At 64.1% G+C, this 22,955-nt stretch carries 14 protein-coding genes; 10 read left to right on the top strand and 4 right to left on the bottom strand.

All coding sequences use genetic code 11. The features are described from left to right. Nucleotides 1–20: 20 nt before the first annotated feature. Both aztB and aztA read right to left on the bottom strand, forming a co-directional pair. Nucleotides 21–887, bottom strand: a complete 867-nt coding sequence (gene aztB, locus CO731_RS20475; RefSeq protein WP_108608593.1) for a zinc ABC transporter permease AztB — start codon at nucleotides 885–887, stop codon at nucleotides 21–23. Nucleotides 888–889: 2 nt separating this feature from the next. After that, entirely contained in the window at nucleotides 890–1,723 is an 834-nt protein-coding gene (gene aztA / locus CO731_RS20470) for a zinc ABC transporter ATP-binding protein AztA (RefSeq protein ID WP_108608592.1), read from the bottom strand. A 205-nt stretch (nucleotides 1,724–1,928) separates the two neighbouring features. Between aztA and CO731_RS20465 the strand changes: the two genes are divergently transcribed. Beyond that, nucleotides 1,929–2,273 carry a RidA family protein gene (locus CO731_RS20465; RefSeq protein WP_055979001.1) on the top strand — a complete coding sequence of 115 codons (345 nt, stop codon included), beginning with the start codon at nucleotides 1,929–1,931 and terminating at the stop codon, nucleotides 2,271–2,273. 64 nt (nucleotides 2,274–2,337) lie between these two features. On the opposite strand, the gene hutC is transcribed toward CO731_RS20465, so the two are convergent. Together hutC and CO731_RS20455 are read right to left on the bottom strand one after the other, a co-directional pair. Continuing rightward, nucleotides 2,338–3,096, bottom strand: coding sequence for a histidine utilization repressor (gene hutC, locus CO731_RS20460; RefSeq protein ID WP_245439431.1), 759 nt, complete (start codon nucleotides 3,094–3,096; stop codon nucleotides 2,338–2,340). A 16-nt stretch (nucleotides 3,097–3,112) separates the two neighbouring features. Further along, nucleotides 3,113–4,465 (bottom strand): formimidoylglutamate deiminase, encoded by a 1,353-nt coding sequence (locus CO731_RS20455; RefSeq protein WP_108609956.1) that lies wholly within the window; start codon nucleotides 4,463–4,465, stop codon nucleotides 3,113–3,115. A 98-nt stretch (nucleotides 4,466–4,563) separates the two neighbouring features. On the opposite strand from CO731_RS20455, the gene hutI reads away from it, so the two are divergent. The 9 genes from hutI (at nucleotide 4,564) to CO731_RS20410 (ending at nucleotide 22,937) form a co-directional block, all read left to right on the top strand. Further along, on the top strand, nucleotides 4,564–5,793 hold the full coding sequence (gene hutI, locus CO731_RS20450; protein WP_199914495.1) for an imidazolonepropionase: 1,230 nt from the start codon (nucleotides 4,564–4,566) through the stop codon (nucleotides 5,791–5,793). Then, nucleotides 5,790–7,334: a histidine ammonia-lyase gene (hutH, locus tag CO731_RS20445; RefSeq protein WP_108608591.1), complete on the top strand. Its 1,545-nt coding sequence runs from the start codon at nucleotides 5,790–5,792 to the stop codon at nucleotides 7,332–7,334. Before hutI ends, hutH begins: the two co-directional genes overlap by 4 nt. Further along, nucleotides 7,331–8,158, top strand: coding sequence for an N-formylglutamate deformylase (hutG, locus tag CO731_RS20440; RefSeq protein WP_108608590.1), 828 nt, complete (start codon nucleotides 7,331–7,333; stop codon nucleotides 8,156–8,158). Before hutH ends, hutG begins: the two co-directional genes overlap by 4 nt. Nucleotides 8,159–8,169: 11 nt before the next feature. Continuing rightward, on the top strand, nucleotides 8,170–9,846 hold the full coding sequence (gene hutU, locus CO731_RS20435) for a urocanate hydratase (RefSeq protein WP_108608589.1): 1,677 nt from the start codon (nucleotides 8,170–8,172) through the stop codon (nucleotides 9,844–9,846). Nucleotides 9,847–9,848: 2 nt separating this feature from the next. Continuing rightward, a complete protein-coding gene (locus CO731_RS20430) occupies nucleotides 9,849–10,412 on the top strand; it encodes a HutD family protein (RefSeq protein WP_108608588.1) in 564 nt (187 codons plus the stop codon). A 113-nt stretch (nucleotides 10,413–10,525) separates the two neighbouring features. After that, entirely contained in the window at nucleotides 10,526–11,098 is a 573-nt protein-coding gene (locus CO731_RS20425; RefSeq protein WP_108608587.1) for an NADPH-dependent FMN reductase, read from the top strand. Between the two features lie 373 nt (nucleotides 11,099–11,471). After that, nucleotides 11,472–20,027 (top strand): glucoamylase family protein, encoded by an 8,556-nt coding sequence (locus CO731_RS20420; RefSeq protein ID WP_108608586.1) that lies wholly within the window; start codon nucleotides 11,472–11,474, stop codon nucleotides 20,025–20,027. Between the two features lie 243 nt (nucleotides 20,028–20,270). Continuing rightward, on the top strand, nucleotides 20,271–22,037 hold the full coding sequence (locus CO731_RS20415; protein WP_108608585.1) for a glucan ABC transporter ATP-binding protein/ permease: 1,767 nt from the start codon (nucleotides 20,271–20,273) through the stop codon (nucleotides 22,035–22,037). A gap of 135 nt (nucleotides 22,038–22,172) precedes the next feature. After that, a complete protein-coding gene (locus CO731_RS20410) occupies nucleotides 22,173–22,937 on the top strand; it encodes a heme ABC transporter permease (protein ID WP_108609954.1) in 765 nt (254 codons plus the stop codon). Nucleotides 22,938–22,955 lie beyond the last annotated feature (18 nt).

Here is a 22,955-nt window from a genome sequence, read left to right as displayed (position 1 = left end):
TCTCTCCATGTTGAAGCGGATCAGGCGGTGCGGTGGCGGTGGCGGCGAAGCTTGGTGTTGAAGACGCCGCGCGTGCCGAAAAGAATGGAAGCGAGATAGATCGCCCCTGCCGAAAGGATGATCGCCGGGCCGGAGGGCAGGGAGGCGTGATAAGAGACCAGCAGCCCGGCAACGCAGGAAATCGCGCCAAAACCGAAGGCCAGCGCGCACATCGGCTCGACCCGTGCCGTCCAGAACCGGGCGGCCGCAGCCGGCAGCATCATCAGGCCGACGGAGAGCAGGGTTCCAAGCGCCTGGAAGCCGCCGACGAGATTGAGCACGACGAGGCCGAGGAAGATGAAGTGGACCGGCGTACCGAGCCGGCTGACCGAGCGCAGGAACAGCGGGTCGAGGCATTCGGCGACCAATGCGCGCCAGAAGACGGCAAGCGTCAGCAACGTGAATCCTGAAATCAGCGCAATCAGCGTCAGCGCGTCGTCGTTCAACGCCAGCACGGTGCCGAACAGCACATGCATGAGATCGACGCTCGAGCCGCGCAGCGACACGATGAGCACGCCGAGCGCCAGCGAAATCAGGTAGAACGCCGCCATCGAGGCATCTTCGCGCTGTACGGTGAAGCGCGAGACCGCGCCCGCGCCGAGCGCCACGATGACGCCCGCAATCAGTCCACCGATGGTCATCGGCACGATCTGCAGGCCGTAGAGCAGGAAGCCGGCGGCAGCGCCCGGCAGGATGGCATGCGCCATGGCGTCGCCGGTCAGGCTCATGCGCCTCAGCATCAGGAACACGCCGACCGGGCATCCGCCCAGCGCCAGCATCAGCGAGCCGGCAAGCGCGCGCTGCATGAAGCCGAATTCGACGAACGGAGCGATCAGGAAATCATACATGTTCAGGCTGCCCGCGGGCCGGATTCGTGGTCGGGATGGCCGTGGACCTCGCCGTGCTCATGATGGTGATGATCGTCATGGCTGTGCGCGTGGACATGGCCTGGTTCCGGTTCGCACCATGGCGCATCGTCATGCCAGGCTTCGTCGAAGCGCCGGGCTCTCAGGAGGTTTTCCGGGCGCAGCGTCTCGATGGTTTCGCCCCAGGCAACCGGCTGGCGTGCGAGCAGCAGGGTGTTGGGAAAATGGGCGCGCACCAGCTCGAGGTCGTGGGCGACCACCATCACCGTGCGGTTTTCGCCGTGCCAGCGCTTGATCAGCCGGATCAGGTCGCCGACCGTCTTGGCGTCGACCGCGTTGAACGGCTCGTCGAGCAGGATGATGTCGGCGTCCTGGACCAGCACGCGGGCAAACAGGGCGCGTTGCAACTGGCCGCCCGAAAGCGTGTCGATTGGGCGCTTCTCGAAGCCTTCCAGCCCGACGGCCATCAATGCGTGGTTGACGGCCTCGCGATCCTCTTTGGTGTAGCGGCCGAGCAGGCCACGCCTTGGCCACAGGCCAAGCGAAACGAGATTGATGACGCGGGCGGGAAAGCTGCGGTCGAGTTCCGACTGCTGCGGCAGATAGGCGATGCGTTTTCCCGGAGCGACGGTGCAGGAGCCGGCCATCGGCTTCAACACGCCGACGATGCCCTTCATCAGGGTGGATTTGCCCGAGCCATTGGCGCCGACGACCGCCGTCAACGAACCGGCCTTGATCGAGCCGTTGAGATGGTGGACCGCTGGATGGCTACTGTAGCCCAGCGTCAGGTCCTTGAATGTCAGGCAGGCGTCGGTCATCGGTCTGTCCACAGGCGGCCGCTCGTTCGAACTCTGGATATGTGATGTTATTACATTAGTCAACGAGGCGGTGCGACAAAGCGGTGCATTTTCCCCATAGGGCCGCAACTGACAGGACTGGCCCACGGAATTTGACCATTGCGGCCTTGCGCCGATGGGGCAGCAAAATCTAAGAAGGCGCCACCTGTAACGGAAGGAGACCACCATGAGCGTTCGTCGTATCGATGTCGGCCCTCGCATGAGCCAGATCGTCATCCACAACAACACCGTTTACCTGGCTGGCCAGGTTGGCGCCCCGGGCGAAAGCGTTGCCGCGCAGACCAAGGCCATCCTGGCCGAGATCGACGCCCTGCTGGCCAAGGCCGGCACCGACAAGACCAAGATCCTGCAGGCGATCATCTGGCTCGACGACATGTCGACCTTCGCCGAAATGAACTCGGTCTGGGATGGCTGGGTGCCTCAGGGCAACACGCCTGCACGTGCAACCGGTGAAGCCAAGCTCGCCGGTCCGGAATACAAGGTCGAGATCATCGTCACGGCTGCTGCCTGACGATAGCCTTCGGCTTCAAACCTAGCGAAACGCCGCGCGTCCCCGGGATGCGCGGCGTTTTTGCTTAGCTGTCGGATGGTGTGAAGCGGGCGACCACCGCATGGGCATTCGCCGGATAGGTGAAGCGCACATGCGTGACCGGGCGCTCGGCGCTCCATGTCCGCCTTTCGATGACCAGGCAGGGCGCCCCGGCGGCAAGGCCAAGGTCCGAGGCAATCTCGGCATCGGCCGCCGCCGCACGGATGACGTGTTCTGCCGCACTCCAGGGCACTTGTCCGATCAGCCAGGGGCCGGGGGCCGTTTCAAGGAACTCCTCGTCCGCAGCCTCAGGCACGGCAGCGAGGTTGATCAGCCGGTCTTCCGTGCAAAACGGCCGCGCACCGGCATAGTGGCGGCATTTCAACGCCAGAAGCTGGCCCGAAACGCCGGCCCCCAGCCTGTCACGGTCGGCCGCGCCGGCGCGTCGCTTGAGCTGCGAGATCAGTTCGTAGCGGTAGGGCAGGCCGAGCGCTTCGACCTCGATGCGGATGTCGTGGATTTCGAGCACGGCTGCCTGCGACTGCGGCCTGCGCACGAAGCTGCCAGAGCGCCGACGCCGTTCGATCAGCCCGGCTTTGGCGAGTTGCGACAGCGCCTTGTTCACGGTCATGCGCGAACAGCCATACTCTTCGGTCAGTTCGTGTTCGAAGGGGATGCGGTACCCCGGCTCCCATTCGCCCGAAACGATGCGGTCGCGGATGTCGTTGAGGATGCGCTGGTAGAGCGATGTCGATGCATCGCCGCTTTCCGGCGCTTCAACTAGGTCCGCTATCGAATCAGGCACCAGGATTTCCTCGCCTTTACGCCGCCGTCAGTTGCATCATCACGCTCCGGAACCGCGCCGCAATAGCATCGCGGCGGAAATGTTGGCCGCCCGACACGACTTTGCGTCCCCGGACCCAGGCACAATCGACCTTGCCGCCGCGCGCGAAGATCCAGGCGTCGAGAATGGCGTCGCCGGTTTTCCCTGCGAGGGTGGGGTGGCCTGCGTCGAGCGAGATGAAATCGGCCGGCGCACCCGCGGCAATGGCGGCGTTCCCTGCGCCGAGCGCTTGTGCTCCGCCTTCGAGTGCCCGGTCGAACAGTGCGCGGCCGGTCGATTGGCCTGATGTCGCAAGCACATTGCGGGCCCGGTGCGCCAGCCGCTGCGAGTACTCGAGCATGCGGAGTTCGCCGCCGACGCCGATCTCGACATTCGAATCCGAGCCGACGCCGTATTTGCCGCCGTGTTCGACGAATAGCGGCGCAGAAAAGACGCCGTCGCCGAGATTGGCCTCGGTGATCGGGCACAGGCCGGCGACCGCTCCCGACCGAGCCATGGCGATCGTCTCGGCCTCGGTCATGTGCGTGGCGTGGATCAGGCACCAGCGCCTGTCGACATCGGCGTTGCGCAACAGCCACTCGACGGGCCGGGCCCCTGACCAGGCGACGCAGTCTTCGACCTCTTTCACCTGTTCGGCGATGTGGATGTGGATCGGCCCGGTGGTCATGGCTGTGACAACCGGCAATTCATCCGGGGTCGCCGCGCGCAGGCTGTGGGGCGCAAGTCCGAGCACCGCGCCGTCGATGCCGGCAACCGCTTCGCTGCACTTCTCAAAAAGCTGTGCGAAGCGATTCGTATCGTTGATGAATCGCCGCTGGCCTTCATTTGCCGGAGTGCCGCCGAAACCGGAATGGGCGTAGAAAACCGGCAGAAGGGTGAGCCCGATGCCGGTGTCGACCGAAGCTGCCGCGATGCGTTCGGCCATCTCGGCGATGTTGGCGTAGGGGCTGCCGTCGCGGTCGTGGTGGAGATAGTGAAACTCGCCGACGCGCGAAAATCCTGCCTCCAGCATTTCGACATAAAGCTGCGCCGCTACCGCCTCGACCTGGTCCGGCGTCATCGACAGCGCGAAACGGTACATCAGCTCGCGCCACGACCAGAAGCTGTCGGACGACGGGCCGCGGATTTCGGCGAGGCCGGCCATGCCGCGCTGGAAGGCGTGACTGTGCAGGTTTGGCATGCCCGGCAGCACGATGGCGTGGCGCTCGTCGTTAGAGGCGGCGACGGCTCCGGCTTCCACCTGTTCGATGCGTCCGCCGGCCAGCGTCAGCCTCACATCTCGTTGCCAGCCATCGGCCAGAAGCGCCTGTTCCGCAAAGATTGTTGCCACCATAATCTCCTCACCACTGTCGCGAACCGCACGATAGCACTTGCATCGCGCTTAGATATGTATATACATAATTGAAAGTGGAGGAAACGAAAAAGATCATGGCTGGAGCGCAATCGACAGGATCGGCAAGGGTTTGGCGCAATGCGCGGCTGGCGACGCTGGCTGAAAGCAAGGCCGGCCTTGGCATTGTCGATGCGGGCGCGGTCGCAGCACGAGACGGCCGCATCGTCTATGCCGGTGCTGAGGCTGACATGCCGGCCGAGCTGCTGTCGGGTGCCGAGGTTGTGGATTGCCATGGTCGCTGGATCACGCCGGGCCTGATCGACTGCCACACCCATCTTATTCACGCCGGAAATCGCGCCAACGAGTTTGAGATGCGTCTGGCCGGTGCCACCTATGAAGAGGTGGCGCGGGCAGGGGGCGGCATCGTCTCGTCTGTCAAGTCGTTGCGTGCGGCGAGCGAGGCAGACCTCGTGGCGCAGACCTTGCCGCGCCTCGATGCACTGATCGCCGAAGGCGTGACGACCGTCGAGATCAAGTCGGGCTACGGGCTCGACCTCGACAATGAAGGCAAGTCGCTGCGCGCAGCGCGGCAACTGGCCGGGCGGCGGCCTGTGACAGTGCGCACGACTTTCCTCGGCGCCCATGCGCTGCCGTCGGAAGCCAACGGCGATAAGGATGCCTATATCGATCTCGTCGCCGGTCCGATGCTGGCGAAAATAGCTGATGAAGGCCTTGCCGACGCAGTCGACGGCTTCTGCGAGGGCATCGCCTTCTCGCCCGATCAGATGGCACGTGTTTTCGATGCGGCTACAGAGCGCGGCCTGCCGGTTAAGCTCCATGCCGACCAGTTGTCCAATCTCGGCGGCGCGGCATTGGCCGCCAGCTACGGCGCGCTGTCGGCCGATCATCTTGAGTATACCGACGAGGCTGGCGCTGCCGCGATGGCCAAGGCCGGCACGGTCGCGGTTGTCCTGCCGGGCGCCTACTATTTCATCCGCGAGACCAAAAAGCCGCGGCTCGACCTGTTCCGCAAGCACGGCGTCAAGATGGCCGTCGCCACCGACAACAATCCCGGCACCTCGCCGCTGACCTCGCTGCTTCTGACCATGAACATGGCCGCCACCTTGTTTGCCATGACCGTCGACGAATGCATCGCCGGAGTCACCCGCGAAGCCGCGCGTGCGCTCGGCCTGCAGGCCGAGACCGGCACGCTCGAAGCCGGCAAATGGGCCGACCTTGCCATCTGGGACATCGAAAGCCCGGCCGAACTTGTCTATCGCATGGGGTTCAATCCGCTCCATGCCCGTATCTGGAGAGGTAAATGACTACGCTCGTTCTGAAGCCCGGTAACGCAACGCTGGCCGAATGGCGCGCCATTTATCGTGGCGCCGTGCCCGAACTCGATCCGGCCTGCCGCCCCAGGATCAGGGCCAGCGCCGAAACGGTGGCAAGGATCGTCGCCAAGGGCGAGCCGGTCTACGGTATCAACACCGGCTTCGGTAAGCTGGCCAGCGTCCGCATCCCGGCGGACGACCTGGAAACCCTGCAGCGCAACATCGTGCTTTCCCATGCCGCGGGCGTCGGCGAGGCAATGCCGGTCGCGGTGACGCGCCTGATGATGGCGCTCAAGCTTGCCAGCCTGGCGCAGGGCGCTTCCGGCGTGCGCGAACAGACCATCGACCTGCTGCAGGCCATGCTGGCCAAGGGTGTCATTCCGGTCGTGCCGGCCCAGGGCTCGGTCGGCGCATCGGGCGATCTGGCGCCGCTGTCGCACATGACCGCGACGATGATCGGCGTCGGCGATTGCCATACGCCGCATGGCATCGTGCCGGCCAAGGTCGCCTTCGTCACCCACGAACTCGAGCAGATCACCCTCGGCGCCAAGGAAGGCCTGGCGCTGCTCAACGGTACCCAGTTTTCGACCGCCTATGCGCTTGCAGCCCTGTTCGATGCCGAGGTTCTGTACAAGTCGGCGCTTGTCACCGGCGCGCTGTCGACGGACGCGGCCAAGGGCTCGGACGCGCCGTTCGATCCGCGCATCCACCTGCTGCGTAAGCATCGCGGCCAGATGGAAACGGCGGATGCGCTGCGCAACCTGATGGCCGGCAGCGCCATCCGCGAGAGCCACCGTGTCGGCGACGAACGTGTCCAGGACCCGTATTGCCTGCGCTGCCAGCCGCAGGTGATGGGCGCAGCCCTGACCTTGCTGCGCCAGGCGGCCGACACGCTTGGCACCGAGGCCAATGGTGTCACTGACAACCCGCTGATCTTCACAGAGGACGATACGGCTCTTTCCGGCGGCAATTTCCACGCCGAGCCGGTTGCCTTTGCTGCCGACATGATCGCGCTCGCGGTTTGCGAGATCGGCTCGCTGTCCGAGCGCCGCATCGCCATGCTGGTCGACCCCGCATTGTCCGGCATGCCGGCTTTCCTGACGCCGAAGCCGGGCCTCAATTCCGGTTTCATGATCCCGCAGGTCACGGCTGCAGCACTGGTTTCCGAGAACAAGCAGAGGGCCTACCCGGCATCCGTCGATTCCATCCCGACTTCCGCCAACCAGGAAGATCATGTCTCGATGGCTGCCCACGGCGCGCGCCGGCTGCTGTCGATGATCGAAAACGCCAATGGCGTTATCGGCATCGAACTGCTGGCTGCTGCCCAAGGCTGCGATTTCCATGCCCCGCTGGCATCGAGTGGGGCGCTCGAAGCGGTGCGCAAGCTGGTCCGGGCGCAGGTGCCGCATCTCGATGACGACCGCCATTTCCATCCCGACATGGAAAAGGCCATCGCTTTGGTCCGCAACGGGGCGATCGTCGAAGCGGCTGGCGCCGTTTCCTTGCCGCAGATTTCAGGGGCTCAGGCATGAGCGATAGGTCCTGGCTGACGGTCAAGCAGGGCGACGCCCCGCTGCTCGTCAGTATCCCCCACACCGGTACCGATCTTGCTGGGCTCGACGACAGCTTCGTCTCGCCCTGGCTGGCCCGGCGCGACACCGACTGGTGGATCGAGCAGCTTTATGACTTTGCCGGTGAGCTGGGCGCTACCATCGTCCGCACCACGGTTTCGCGCTCGATCATCGACGTCAACCGCGATCCCTCGGGCGCCTCACTTTATCCCGGCCAGGCGACCACGGAGCTTTGCCCGACCACGACTTTTGACGGCGAGGAGTTGTACAGGGAAGGGCAGGTGCCCGATGCCGACGAGGTGGCCCGGCGCCGCGCGGCTTATTTCGGCCCATACCACGCGGCGCTGGAGGGTGAGATTGCCCGCCTGCGTGCGCTGCATCCCCACGTCGTGCTTTACGATTGCCATTCGATCCGGTCGGTCATCCCCAGGCTCTTCGAGGGCAAGCTGCCGCTGTTCAATCTCGGCACCAATTCCGGCAACAGCGCCGACCCCGCCTTGCAGGAACAGGTTGCTGCGCTGATGGCGGCGACGGGCCGGCCTTCTGTCGTCAATGGCCGTTTCAAGGGCGGCTGGATCACCCGCCACCACGGCCGCCCGGAGCAGGGTGTCCATGCTCTGCAGATGGAGCTTTCCTGCCGCGGCTACATGCTCGAGCCGGAGGGCAAGATCGAACGGTCCAACTGGCCGAGCCGCTACGACCCCGCCTTCGCCGCGCCGATGCGTGCGACGCTGACCAAGATTTTCGAAACCGCGCTCGCATGGGCGGGCAGCCGACACTCCTAGGAGGCTTACGCATGACCCAACATTCCCGCATCGACAATGACCGCGTCATCCGCGCCGCCACCGGCACGGAACTCACCGCAAAGAGCTGGCTCACCGAAGCGCCGCTGCGCATGCTGATGAACAATCTCGACCCGATGGTCGCCGAAAAGCCGAGCGAACTCGTCGTCTATGGCGGAATCGGCCGTGCCGCCCGTGACTGGGAGAGCTTCGACCGTATCGTCGCCGCACTGCGCAAGCTCGAGGCGGACGAGACGCTGCTGATCCAGTCGGGCAAGCCGGTCGGCGTGTTCCGCACCCACAAGGATGCGCCGCGCGTCCTGCTCGCCAACTCGAACCTCGTGCCGCACTGGGCCAACTGGGATCATTTTAACGCCCTCGATAAGAAGGGCTTGATGATGTACGGCCAGATGACCGCCGGCTCGTGGATCTATATCGGCAGCCAGGGCATCGTTCAGGGCACCTACGAGACCTTCGTCGAGATGGGCCGCCAGCATTTTGGCGGCGACTTGGCTGGCCGATGGATCCTGACGGCCGGCCTCGGCGGCATGGGCGGCGCGCAGCCGCTGGCCGCCACCATGGCTGGAGCCTCCTGTCTTGCCGTCGAATGTCAGCCGAGCCGCATCGAGATGCGGCTGAAGACCGGCTATGTCGACGTCCAGGCCAAGGACCTCGACGACGCTTTGGCAATCATCGACAAGGCAAGCAAGGAAAAGAAGGCGATTTCCGTCGCCCTGCTCGGCAATGCCGCCGACGTCTTCCCCGAACTCGTCAAGCGTGGCGTCAAGCCGGACGCGGTGACAGACCAGACCTCGGCGCATGACCCCGTCAACGGTTACCTTCCTCAGGGCTGGACGGTCGCAGAGTGGGAAGACAAGCGCCAGCGGGATCCCAAGGCGGTGGCGAAAGCCGCGCGCGCCTCAATGGCCGTGCACGTCAAGGCGATGCTTGACTTCCACAAGATGGGCATCCCCACGGTCGATTACGGCAACAACATCCGCCAGATGGCGCTGGAAGAAGGCGTGGAGAACGCGTTCGACTTCCCCGGCTTCGTGCCGGCCTATATCCGTCCGCTGTTCTGCCGCGGCATCGGTCCGTTCCGCTGGGCAGCGCTTTCGGGCGATCCGGAGGATATCTACAAGACCGACGCCAAGGTGAGGGAACTCACCCCCGGCAACACGCACCTGCACAACTGGCTCGACATGGCCGCCAAGCGCATCCATTTCCAGGGTCTGCCGGCGCGCATCTGCTGGGTCGGCCTCGGTGACCGCCACCGCCTCGGCCTCGCCTTCAACGAGATGGTCGCCAAGGGCGAGCTCAAGGCGCCGGTCGTCATTGGCCGCGATCACCTGGACTCGGGCTCGGTCGCGTCGCCGAACCGCGAGACCGAGGCGATGAAGGACGGATCGGATGCCGTGTCCGACTGGCCGCTGCTCAATGCGCTGCTCAACACCGCCTCCGGCGCCACCTGGGTGTCGCTGCACCATGGCGGCGGCGTCGGCATGGGCTTCTCGCAGCATTCGGGCGTGGTCATCTGTGCCGACGGCACCGAGGACGCAGCACGCCGCCTGGAGCGCGTGCTGTGGAACGACCCCGCGACCGGCGTCATGCGCCACGCCGATGCCGGCTACGACATCGCCCTCGACTGCGCCAGGGACAAGGGCCTCAACCTGCCGGGCATTCTGGGCTGACCATGCGTATCATCCGTCACGCCGACTGTCGCTCCATGCCGTGGAAGAACGGCGGCGGCGTGACGACCGAAATCATGGCCTGGCCGCCCGCGGCCGGGCTCGACGACTTCGACTGGCGCATCTCGATGGCGCAAGTCGCAAGCGGCGGACCGTTTTCCGTCTTTGCCGGCATCGACCGGACGCTGACGGTCCTGGCCGGCAGCATGGAGCTCGCGGCGGGCGATGCGGCGCCGGTGGCACTGTCTCCACGGTCAGAGCCTTACATTTTTCCGGGCGATGTCAGCACCGAGGCGAAGTTCATCGACGGCCCGGTTCTCGATTTCAACGTCATGACCCGGCGGGGCCGCATCAGCCACTCGGTCCAGCGGCTGGAAATTTCAGAGCCGACCAGGATTGGCGTGGGTGAGGGGACCAGCCTGGTTTTCTTCGCCTCGGGCTCGGCGCGTATCGGCAATGAGAAAATCGCCGCGCTGGACACGCTGCATATCGAAGCTGGCCCAGTTGTGCTGGAAATAGAGCCTAGCGAAGCGGTATCGCTCCTGCTCGTCTCCATTCGCCGCCAATAAGCGCGTAATCTCCAAAATCGTCGTGACATCCGGCCGGAACTGGCAAACTATCCAATCGGGGTGGGTAGGTCAGGTCGGCGACCGATATCGCACGGCGAAATGGAGAATGTGCCATGGACACCTACAAGGTCGGTTATTTCATAGGCAGCCTTGCCGCAGGCTCGATCAACCGCAAGCTCGCCAAGGCGCTTGTCAGGCTCGCACCCAAGCATCTCGAAATGGAGGAAATCTCGTTTCGGGACCTGCCGCTCTACAGCTACGACTATGACGCCGATTTTCCGCCGCCCGCCCGCGCGTTCAAGCAGGCGCTTGCTGGTGTCGACGCCATCCTGTTCGTCACGCCCGAGTACAACCGGTCCATCCCCGGCGGCCTGAAGAACGCCATCGACTGGGCGAGCCGGCCCTATGGCACCAATTCGTTCACCCGCAAGCCTTCGGCCGTCATCGGAACGTCGCCGGGTGCGATCGGCACGGCGGTCGCGCAACAAAGCCTGCGCAGCGTGCTGAGCTTTTGCAATTCGCCGCAAATGAATGCACCGGAAGCCTACATCCAGTTCAAGCCGGGGCTGATCACCGATGAAGGCGAGGTGACCAATGAGGATACCGCCGAATTCCTCAGGAATTACATGGCCGAATTCCACGCTTTTGTCGTCAGGGTCTACACCGTATTGCCGCGCGGCGGATGACCTTCGCCCGACGACTTGGCGGGGCGGAAATTCGTCCGGCCCAAGAAGGATCCGGGCGCGGAGCAAGGCGATTCGTGCCTCGCAATTGCCAAAGCGAGTTCCTTTGACGGGCACTGCCTGAAATATGGCCAAATTCGAGCATCGAACACGAAAAAGCCTGAATCCTTCCGTTCCGGTCTCTACCCGGCACTGCTATGAGGCGCCTGGCGACGTGGGTGATGACGGCGCCATATTTTCACTCAATCGCGGTGCAAGAGCGATCAATCGACCTGTTGTGTTGCCATGCAACCAATTCTTGTTTGAAACGGTTTATGCGACAGGTCCGCGGCGCCGAAAGGCGTGGCGGACTTTCTGTCAGACGGAAATGCTGTAGATGAATATTCAGACCGACCCGCGCCGGATCAAAGATGTAGTGCCTAGTTTTCCGGCTGTGGCAGAACAGCCGATAAGGGCCACGGTGCTCCATGAGGACCGGCTCAGGGCGACGGGCGAAAGTCTGGCCCGCAAGGAGTTGCGCTCCTATGCCGGTCTCGAAGCGTTCGACTTCCACGCCCGCATTCGCGAGAGCGCCAAGAAGATCCTTCAGGTCTATCGAGACACCAATGCCGCGCAGGGCAGGGGCGAGCCGATCACGCCCGCCGCGCAATGGCTGCTCGACAATAACTATCTGGTCGAGGAGACGATCTATCAGGTCAAGCGCGACCTGCCGCGCCGCTTCTACCGCGAACTGCCGACCATCGAACTCGGCGAAGGACAGCAGGTTCCGCGCGCGCTCGCCATCGCCTGGATCTACGTCGCCCACTCCGACAGCACCGTGTCGGCGCAGATGTTCAAGTCGATAGTCGAGGGCTACCAGTCCGTCGAGCCGCTGCACATCGGCGAACTCTGGGCGCTGCCTTCACTCCTGCGCTTCGTGCTGGTCGAGAACCTCCGCCGCATCGCCGTGCGGGTCAATCGCGCCCGCGAAATGCGAGCGATTGCCAACGACGTCGCCGACCGCCTGCAGGGGGTGCAGGAACAGGATGACGGCCTGGCCTTGCTCAGGGCCTATGCGGCGCATGCCCGTGACACGACCTTTGCGACACAACTGCTCTATCGTTTGCGCGATGGCTCGCAAAATGCCGGCAAAGCATTGATCTGGCTCGAAAACGAGCTTGAGAAGTCTGGTAGCGACGCCGAAGAGATCATCATCGGCGAGCACCACACGCTCTCGAGCGGCAACGTCACCACCGGCAACATCATCCGAGGCCTTCGCCTCATCAACGACCAGGACTGGACGGTCTGGTTCGAAGATGTCAGCCGCGTCGACACGCTGTTGCGCGAGCGTACCAATTTTGCAGCGCTCGATTTCGCCTCACGCGACCAGTATCGCACCGCGATCGAGGATCTGGCCCGCCACTCCAAGCTTTCCGAATTTCAGGTCGCCGAGCGTGCGACCGATTTCGCGCACACGGAAAAGCCTGCGCCGCTTGCGGATCGGGACGATCTGCAGAAGGAATGTTCGGACGTCGGTTTCTTCCTTGTCGGCCCGCGCCGGCAGGAATTGGAGCAGGCGATCGGCTATCGCCCGACGATCGGCCGCGTCATCAATCGTGCCTTCCGCAAGACCAACTGGCTCGGCATAGCCCTTCCGGTCTTTGCGCTTACCGTGGTCCTGCTTTTGCTCGCCGGCAACGCGCTCGCGGCCCTTGGCCTGCCGACGGCAGCGATCGCGCTGATGCTGACGCTGTTTGCTGTTCCGGCAAGTGAAGGCGCACTCGCTTTCTTCAACACCATCGTGCTCAAGTTCCTGGAGCCGACCCGGCTCATCGGCTACGAGTTCAAGCACGGCGTGCCGGCTGAAGCCCGAACGCTCGTGGTGGTGCCGTCGCTGATCGGCTCGCGCGACGATGTCGAGGAAAACATCCGCAATATCGAGGTGCATTATCTCGCCAACATGTCGGGTGAACTTCATTTCGCCGTGCTCTCCGACTGGCCCGACAGCCAGGCCGAGATTTCGGCCGGCGACCGCGAAATCTACGATTACGCCCGCCGCGAGATCGCCAAGCTCAACCAGCGCTATCCGAGCGAGGGCGCGCCGCGGTTCTATCTGCTGCACCGCCGCCGGCTCTACAATCCGGCGCAAGGCTGCTGGATGGGCTGGGAGCGCAAGCGCGGCAAGCTGCACGAACTGAACCTTTTGCTGCGCGGCGACGGCGACACCACCTTCATGCCGACGGACGTGGCGCTGCCCGACAACATCGTTCACGTCATGACGCTCGACGCCGATACGCGCATGACGCGTGGCGTGGTCACCAAGCTGGTGGGCAAGATGTGCCACCCGCTCAACCGGCCGGAGTTCGACACCGAAAAGCGCCTGGTGACGGCTGGTTATGCAATCTTGCAGCCGCGCGTGACGCCGTCACTGACGACGGGCGATGAAGCCTCTTTCTTCCAGCGCGTCTTCTCGGCCCATCGCGGCCTCGACCCTTACGTCTTTGCCGTTTCCGATCTCTATCAGGACGTGTTCGGCGAAGGCACCTTCACCGGCAAGGGGCTGTATCATGTCGACGCGATAGAGGCTGCGCTCAAGGGCCGTATCGCCGAAAACACCGTGCTCAGCCACGATCTGCTCGAAGGTGCGCTCGCGCGCTCGGCGCTCGTCACCGATGTCGAGGTCGTCGAGGACTACCCGACCCGTTATTCGGTCGACGCATCGCGCCAGCACCGCTGGGCGCGTGGCGACTGGCAGCTGCTCGGCTTCATCTTCGATCCGAAATCGGGCGTTCCGGCGCTGTCGCGCTGGAAGATGGTCGACAATCTCAGGCGCTCGCTGACCCCCATCTTCTGGGTCTTGGCGGCGATTGCCGGCTGGACGCTGCTGCCCTTCACCCAGGCGGCGCAATGGCAGGCGCTGTTGATCCTCAGCCTGTTCATGGCGCCGACCTTCGACATCATCGACGCCATCCTGCCGAAGAACCGCGACGCCACGCCGCGAGGCCATTTCAGCGCGCTTGGCCGCGACCTGGCATTCGGCACGGCGATGGTGGCGTTGAAGATCGTGCTCATGGCGCATCTCGCCTGGATGATGGGCGACGCCATCGTCCGCACGCTCTACCGCCTGTTCGTCAGCCGCAAGGACCTGTTGGAATGGCGCACCGCCTCGCAGGCGCACAAATCAGGCGGCAACGACCTCGCTGCCTACTACAGGATGATGTATGGCGCGGTGATCATTGCCGTCATCGGCCTGGCAGTGCCGGTTTTCGCGGATTCGACCGGCGCGTTCGTTGCCTTCGCATTCGCCGTCTTCTGGGCCGGCTCGCCCGCCTTCGCCTGGCTGATCAGCCGCTCGGCCGAGACCGAGGACCGGCTGCACGTCATGCCTTGGGATGTGCATACGCTGCGCACGGTGGCCCGCCGCACCTGGCACTACTTCGAAACTTTCGTGACGCCCGAGCAGAACCACCTGCCGCCGGACAATTTCCAGGAAAACCCGACCGGCGTCATCGCCACCCGCACCTCGCCGACCAATATCGGCGTCTATCTGCTGTCGGTCGTCTCCGCCCGGGATTTCGGCTGGATCAGCCTTGCGGATGCGGTTGCGCGCATCGACGCCACGGTTTCGACCATCGAGAAGATGGAGCGCTACAGGGGGCATCTCTACAACTGGTACGACACCACCAACCTGCGTCCGCTCTATCCGCTTTATGTCTCAAGCGTCGACAGCGGCAATCTCGCCGGCCATCTGGTGGCGGTCGCCACGGCCTGTTCTGAATGGGCGGAAGCGCCCTCGGTCCATCTGCAGGGCGATTTCGAAGGCATTCTCGACATCGTCTCGATCATCGAGGAAAGCGTAGCCGACCTGCCGGATGATCGCCGGCAGTTGAGGCCGCTGCGCCAGCGGCTCATCGACCGCATCGACGGCATGCGCCGCGCGGTGGAGACGATCAAGTCGCAGCCCGAAATGGCCTCGATCCGCACCATCAATCTGGCGGTCTTGTCGGGCGAGATCCGCAAGCTGGCGGGCGCCATCCATACGGAGGCGGTATCGACCAAGAGCGAAGTCCTGTCCGATTGGGCGCGGACGCTCGAGGTCACCTGCGAGGCGCATGTCCATGACGCGCACAGCGACGACCAGGCTGTTGCCGCTCTGCGAGCCAAGCTGATGGAACTGCGCGAGCGCACCCGCAAGTTCGCTTTCGAGATGAATTTCTCGTTCCTGATGCGCAATGAGCGCAAGCTGCTGTCCATCGGCTATCGCGTCGAGGAACATCAACTCGACGAAAGCTGTTACGACCTTTTGGCTTCCGAGGCGCGTCTGACCAGCCTGTTCGGCATCGCCAAGGGCGACATTCCGACCGAGCACTGGTTCCGGCTCGGCCGGCCGATCGTCGAGATCGGTTTCCAGGGCGCGCTGATGTCGTGGTCGGGCTCGATGTTCGAATACCTGATGCCGCCCCTGGTCATGAAGGAGCCGCAGGGCGGCATTCTCAATCAGACTAACAAGCTCATCATCCGCCGGCAGATCCAGTATGGCCGCTCGAAGGGTATTCCGTGGGGCATTTCGGAAGCCGCCTACAATGGCCGCGACCGCGAACTGACATATCAGTACACCAACTTCGGCGTGCCGGGCCTCGGCCTCAAACGTGGCCTTGGCCAGAATACGGTCATTGCGCCCTATGCGACCGTGCTGGCAGCCCAGTTCATGCCGAGCGAGGCGACCGCGAACCTCCGGCGCTTGCGAAAGATCGGGGCGCTCGGTCGCTACGGCTACTACGACGCCGTCGACTACACGCCGCAGCGCGTGCCGGAAGGTGCCGATCATGCCATCGTCTACAACTACATGGCCCACCACCAGGGCATGTCGATCGTATCGATTGCCAACGCCATCTTCGAAGGCCGGATGCGCGACCGGTTCCACAGCGACCAGGTGATCGAGGCTGCCGAGCTTCTGTTGCAGGAGAAGGCGCCGCGCGACATCCCAGTCGCAACCGTTCGCACGGAGGTTGCCGAGCACACCAAGGACGAGACCACTGACCACAGCGCCGACACGCGCCTGGTGCTCAATCCGATGCGGGCGTTGCGCTCGACCAACCTGATGTCGAATGGCCGCTATTCGGTGATGGTGTCCGCCACCGGTTCCGGCTACAGCCGCTGGAACGACATGGCGATCACGCGCTGGCAGCCGGACCCGACCGAGGATCGGCTGGGCACCTATTTGTTCCTGCGCGACACTGATACCGGTGACTGGTGGTCGGCGACCGCCGAACCCAAGCGCGCCACCGGCGAGCAGACCCAGACGCTGTTCTGCGACGACAAGGCGAGCTTCATCAAGACCGTCGGCACGCTGCGCAGCGAGGTCGAGTGCATCGTCGTTTCCGAAGGCAATGGTGAGGCCCGGCGCATCGTCATCTGGAACGATGCCGCCGTCGATCGTCACATCGAGGTGACGTCTTTTGCCGAGCTGGTGCTTGCACCCGAGGCCAACGACAACGCCCACCCGGCGTTCTCGAAGATGTTCGTCGAAACCGAGATCACCCACAACGGCAGCGCGATCCTGGCGACCCGGCAGAAGCGGGCGGCCAATGAGCCCTCGGTCGTGGCCGCGCACTTCGTCACCGATCAGTCTGGCTTTGCACGCGATACCGAGGCCGAGACCGACCGCCGCGCCTTCATCGGCCGTGGCCGTACCATCGCCGATCCGGCAGCCTTCGACGCGGGCGCCAAGCTTTCTGGCAGTGCCGGCTTCACCCTCGACCCTGTAGCGGCACTTCGCCGCCGCGTCCGCGTGCCGGCCAACAAAAAGGTCTCGCTGACGTTCTGGACCGTCGTAGGTTCGACCCGCGAGGAAGTCGAGGAGACGGTAGCCCGGCTCGACCATCCCGAGGGTTTCCCGCGCCAGGCCATGCTGTCCTGGACGCGTTCGCAGGTTCAGACACGCCACCTCGGCCTCAATCTCGCCGATGCCGCCAATGTGCAGAAGCTGGCGCGCTATCTGATCTATCCCGATCCGTTCCTGCGTCTTTCGGCGGACGCGATCGCCTCCGGACTCGGCCGGCAGTCGGCGCTGTGGCCGATGGCGATTTCCGGCGATTTCCCGATCCTGGCGATCCGGATCGGCGACATTGCCGATATCGAGATCGTCGCCCAGGCGCTGAGGTTCCAGGAGTACATGCGGGCTCGCGGCCTGGTCGCCGATCTCGTCATCGTCAACGAGCAGGCTTCGTCCTATGTGCAGGATCTGCAGCAGGCCATCGAGCACCTGTGCGAGAACAGCCGCCTGCGCGGCAAGGAACTCGGCCCGCGCCAGCACATCTTCGCCGTGCGCCGCGACCTGATGGACGAAGCGTCCTATCGCACGCTGCTCGCTGTCGCGCGGGTCTGCCTGCACACCCGCAACGGCACCATCTTCGACCAGATCGAGCGCGCCGAGGCCGCCGCTCTTCAGGCGCGTGACGCGCTGGCGACGGCTCAGGCAACGGACCGCCCGGAATCGACGGCAACGGCAGCTTTGCCTTCGCGGAACGCGCGCAAGGCCGCCGGCGACGGACTTTCCCACTGGAACGGATTTGGCGGTTTCGACGCTGACGGCCGCGACTATGTCGTGCGCCTCAACGGCATGCGTGCCACGCCGCAGCCCTGGATCAACGTCGTTGCCAATGCCGGCTTCGGCTTCCACAGTTCGGCCGAGGGCGCTTCCTTCACTTGGAGCCGCAACAGCCGCGATTACCAGCTGACGCCGTGGTCGAACGACCCGGTCACCAACCGGCCGGGCGAGGCGATCTACGTCTTCGACCGCACCAGCGGCAGGACCTACTCGCCGATTGCCGCTGTCGCGCGTGATGCGAGCGCTTCCTACGAGGCGCGTCACGGTCAGGGCTTCTCGACCTTCCGCTCCAAGCGCGGCACGCTGACGACCGAGTTGACCCACCTTGTAGACCCGGCGGATCCTGTCCGTGTCTCGCGACTGCGCATCGAGAATTCCGGCGCCGTGGCGGCCAAGCTCAGGGTCTATGCCTATGCCGAGTGGGTGCTCGGCACCGGGCGGGCCAAGACCGCGCCGAACATCGTTCCCTCGCTCGATCCGGCGACCGGCGCACTGTTGGCGCGCAACACCTATGGTCTCGATTTCGGCGAGCGCGTCGCCTTCATGGCGATGGACGGCAAGGCCGGTTCGGTCACCGCCGATCGCCTCGAGTTCATCGGCACGGGAGGAACGGTCGAGGCGCCGCGCGCGGTGACGCTCGGTGTGGAACTGACCGGCCGCGTGGAAGCTGGCGTTGATCCTTGTGCCGCGATTGCGCGGGACGTCGAGGTGCCGGCTGGTGGCTCTGTGTCGTTGTTGTGGTTGCTCGGCGATGCCGGCTCCGACGAAGAGGCGAGCGCACTTGTTGCCCGTCATCTCAAGGTCGATTTCGACAAGCGGCTTGCCGACAATGCGGATGACTGGCGCTCGTTCCTCGGCACGATCGAAGTCGACACGCCGGACAAGGCGCTCGACGCGATGGTCAACCACTGGCTGCCCTATCAAAGCCTGGCCTGCCGCATCCGTGCGCGCTCGGCCTTCTATCAGGCGAGCGGTGCGTTCGGTTTCCGCGACCAGTTGCAGGACACGCTTGCGCTGCTGATGCATGACGCAAGCCTGGCCCGTGCACAGATATTGAATGCGGCTGGCCGGCAATTTGCCGAAGGCGACGTGCAGCACTGGTGGCTGCCGCGCACCGGTGCCGGCGTGCGCACGATGATCTCCGACGACGTCGTCTGGCTGGCCAGCGCCACGGCGCGCTATGTCACCGTGACCGGCGACGCCGCGATCCTGGCCGAGCAATTGCCCTTCATCGAAGGACAGCAGCTCAACCCTGGCGAGCATGATGCCTTCTTCACGCCCGAGGCGTCGAAGAAGAAGGCTTCGCTCTACGAGCATTGCGCCCGCGCGCTCGACCTCGCCATCAAGCGGACGGCCAAGAACGGCCTGCCGCTAATCCTCGGTGGCGACTGGAACGACGGCATGAACCGCGTCGGCGAGGAGGGCAAGGGCGACAGCGTCTGGCTTGGTTGGTTCCTGCTGAAGACGCTGGGCGAGTTTGCGCCCCTGGCCAAGGCAGAGGGCGACTCCAAGCGCGCCAATGCCTGGGACAAGCATGCCAATGCCCTGAAGCGGGCGCTGGAGAATGCCGCCTGGGACGGCGAGTGGTATCGTCGCGGCAGTTTCGACGATGGCACGCCGCTCGGCTCACGCAATTCCGACGAATGCAAGATCGATTCGATCGCCCAGTCGTGGAGCGTGATCTCGGGCGAGGGAGATCCTGCCCGTTCGCGCACCGCCATGGCGCAGGCGACCAAGATGCTGGTCGATGACGAGATGCAGCTCATCAGGCTGTTCACGCCGCCGTTCTCCGAGACGGAGAAGGAACCCGGCTACATCAAGTCCTATCCGCCAGGCGTACGCGAGAACGGTGGCCAGTACACCCATGCGGCGACGTGGTTTGTCATCGCGCTGGCGGAAATGGGGCAGGTCGACGAGGCCTACCGCTGCTTCTCCATGCTCAACCCGGTCAACCATGCGCTCGACGAGCATTCGGCGGAGACCTACCGGGTCGAACCCTATGTCGTGGCGGCCGATGTCTATGCCGACGCATCCAAGGCAGGGCGCGGTGGCTGGACCTGGTACACAGGTTCGGCCGGCTGGCTCTATCGCGCTGCGGTCGAGAGCATCCTCGGCATCAGCCGGCGCGGCGACCGCCTTGTGGTTTCGCCAGCCATCCCCAAGCATTGGGAGGGCTACGCTGCGACCCTGCGCTTGGGTGGAGCTGTCTATAGGTTGCGGGTGGTGAGAGACAAAACCACTAAGGCTGCGAAGGCCGATGTCGATGGCGTGAAGGGCAAGGATGCGTCTTTTGCCATGCGCGATCGTGGCGAGATCGAGGTGGTGGTGCGCATTCCGGCCTGACCGGAATGCCCCTGCGTTAACTTGTCCGTCATCTTCGTCATCATTTCGCCGCAACGATGCCTTTTTTCGTTAGTTCTCAATTCCTTATCGGATCACACGAGATTACCGAGCGTAGCTATGTGTTGTTCGATTTTTTTGAACTCAGAGGTTATCTGCGCATTGTCTTGCGGACCCGAGGTCGCTATTTGTCGGCCATGGTGCAGTGCACAATAAAGGGACGAACGGGACTCAAGGGGTACCAAAGTGTCGTTGCTTGAGGTTTATTGGAGAGCCCTTCGCTATCTTGCCGCAGACGGCAAGAAGGTCGGGCTGATTTGCGCAGCCAACGTCGTGTTGGCCATCGTCACTATTGCCGAGCCGATTCTGTTCGGACGCATCATCGATGCCATTGCCGGAAAGACGGAAGTCGTTCCCACGATGGCGCTGTGGGCCAGCTTCGGCGCGTTCAACATTGTCGCTTTCGTTCTGGTGGCGCGTGGCGCCGACCGCCTGGCCCATGCGCGGCGCGGCGAAGTTCTCTGCCAGTCGTTCGAACGCGTCATCACCATGCCGCTTGCCTGGCACCAGCAGCGTGGCACGTCGCACTCGCTGCACACGCTGCTGCGCGCGGTAGAGGCGCTGTTCAGCCTGTGGCTCGAATTCATGCGCACCCACCTGTCGACCGCCGTGGCGCTGACGCTGCTCATCCCGACGGCCTTCGCGATGGACGTCCGCATGTCGCTGGTGCTGATCGGCCTCGGCGCGCTCTATCTGATGATCGGCCGGCTGGTGATGCGCAAGACCAAGGAAGGCCAGGCTTCGGTCGAACGCCACTATCACAAGGTCTTTTCCCACGTCTCCGACTCGGTCAGCAACGTGGCGGTGCTGCAGAGCTACAACCGTATCGGCCAAGAGACGGAATCGCTGCGCGATTACGTCAAGGCGCTGATCACCACGCAGAACCCGGTCCTCGATTGGTGGGCGCTGGCTTCCGCCATGCATCGGCTCGCCTCGACGATCTCGATGATGGTGGTGCTGCTCATCGGTGCCTATCTCGTCACCCAGGGCCAGTTGCGGATCGGCGATATCGTTGCCTTCACCGGCTTTGCCGCCTTGCTGATCAGCCGCCTCGACCAGGTTTCGAATTTCGCCAACCAGATCTTCGACGCCCGTTCGAAGCTGGAGGAGTTCTATCGTCTCGAGGATACCGCCGCCGACCATCGCGAGCCCGAGGGCCTGCGTGAGCTGGAAAACGTTACCGGCCATGTCCGCTTCGAAAATGTCAGCTTCGAGTTTCCGAATTCGGGGCAGGGCGTCAGCGACGTTTCCTTCGAGGTCAGCGCCGGCCAGACCGTTGCCATCGTCGGCCCGACCGGCGCGGGCAAGACCACGCTTATCAACCTCCTGCAACGCGTTCATGCGCCGGAGCATGGCCGTATCCTGATCGACGGTATCGATACGCGCAGCGTGACCAAGAAGTCGCTGCGCCATTCGATCGCCACCGTGTTCCAGGATGCCGGCATGCTCAACCGCTCGATCGAGGCCAACATCCGCGTCGGCCGCGCCAGCGCCAGCTATGAGGAAGTGCACGCCGCAGCCAGCGCCGCGGCAGCGCAGGACTTCATCCTGTCGAAGAGCGAAGGCTATGACACCAATGTCGGCGAGCGCGGTGGGCAGTTGTCCGGCGGCGAGCGCCAACGCATCGCGATTGCCCGCGCCATCCTCAAGAGCGCGCCGATCCTGGTGCTGGACGAGGCGACCAGCGCGCTCGACGTCGAGACAGAGAACCGCGTCAAGGACGCGATCGACATGCTGCGCGATGGCCGCACGACGTTCATCATCGCCCACCGCCTGAGCACTGTTCGCGACGCCGACCTCGTCGTGTTCATGGATCACGGCCGTGTCGTCGAGATGGGCGGCTTTGGCGAGCTTTCGGCTCGCAACGGGCGCTTTGCCTCGCTGCTGCGCGCCGGTGGCCTGCTCAACGACGAAGAGGTCCGTCGCGTCACCCATGTCGAGGCAGCGGCCTGACGCTGTCCTCGAGGCGGCGGGGCCTGAGGCCGATCTGGTTTTTGTCTGCGGGGCGCTTCGGCGCCCCCTTTGCGTTGGCGGGCCGCGACGTTGGAACTGATTGCGAAGAAGGCCGGCCACGGCTATTTAGCGTCCATGACACAGACGAGTTCGCAGGCTTGGCGTTTCAGCGACCTGGCCAACCCGACCCGCTTCATCGCGCTGGTGGACAAGGTTGTCCCTTGGCTCGCCGGCGCTTCGGCGCTGGTGCTCGCTGCAGGTTTGTATCTCGGCTTTGCCGCGCCCGGTGATTTCCAGCAGGGCATCACCGTCCGCATCATGTACATCCACGTGCCCTTCGCCTGGCTCGCCATGATGTGCTACTCCGTGATGGCAATTGCGGCACTGGGAACGCTTGTCTGGCGCCACCCGCTCGCCGACGTGGCACTGAAGTCGGCAGCACCGGTTGGTGCCGTGTTCACGGCCCTGGCGCTGCTTACAGGCTCGATCTGGGGCAAGCCGATGTGGGGCACCTGGTGGGTGTGGGACGCGCGGCTGACCTCGGTCTTCGTGCTTTTCCTGATGTATCTCGGCATCATCGCGCTGACGCGCGCGCTCGACGACCCTGCGCGCTCGGCGCGTGCCGCGGCGGTCATCACGCTGGTCGGCTTCGTCAATATCCCGATCATCAAGTTTTCGGTCGAATGGTGGAACACGCTGCACCAGCCAGCTTCGGTATTCCGTCTCGATGGCCCGACGATCCATCCCAGCCTGCTCTGGCCCCTGCTTGTGATGGCGCTTGGCTTTACCCTTCTGTTCTTCACTCTGCATCTAATGGCGATGCGCACCGAGATATTGCGGCGCCGTGTGATGGCCATGCGCCAGATCGCTGCCCGGAAGGCCGAGCGCCAGCGGCACTGAACGGCCAAACCCAGGAAG

The organism is Aminobacter sp. MSH1 (assembly GCF_003071665.1).
Classification (GTDB): Bacteria; Pseudomonadota; Alphaproteobacteria; order Rhizobiales; family Rhizobiaceae; genus Aminobacter; species Aminobacter niigataensis.
The sequence above is the reverse complement of the archived record's forward strand: the minus strand, read 5'-3'. Positions and strand labels throughout refer to the sequence as shown.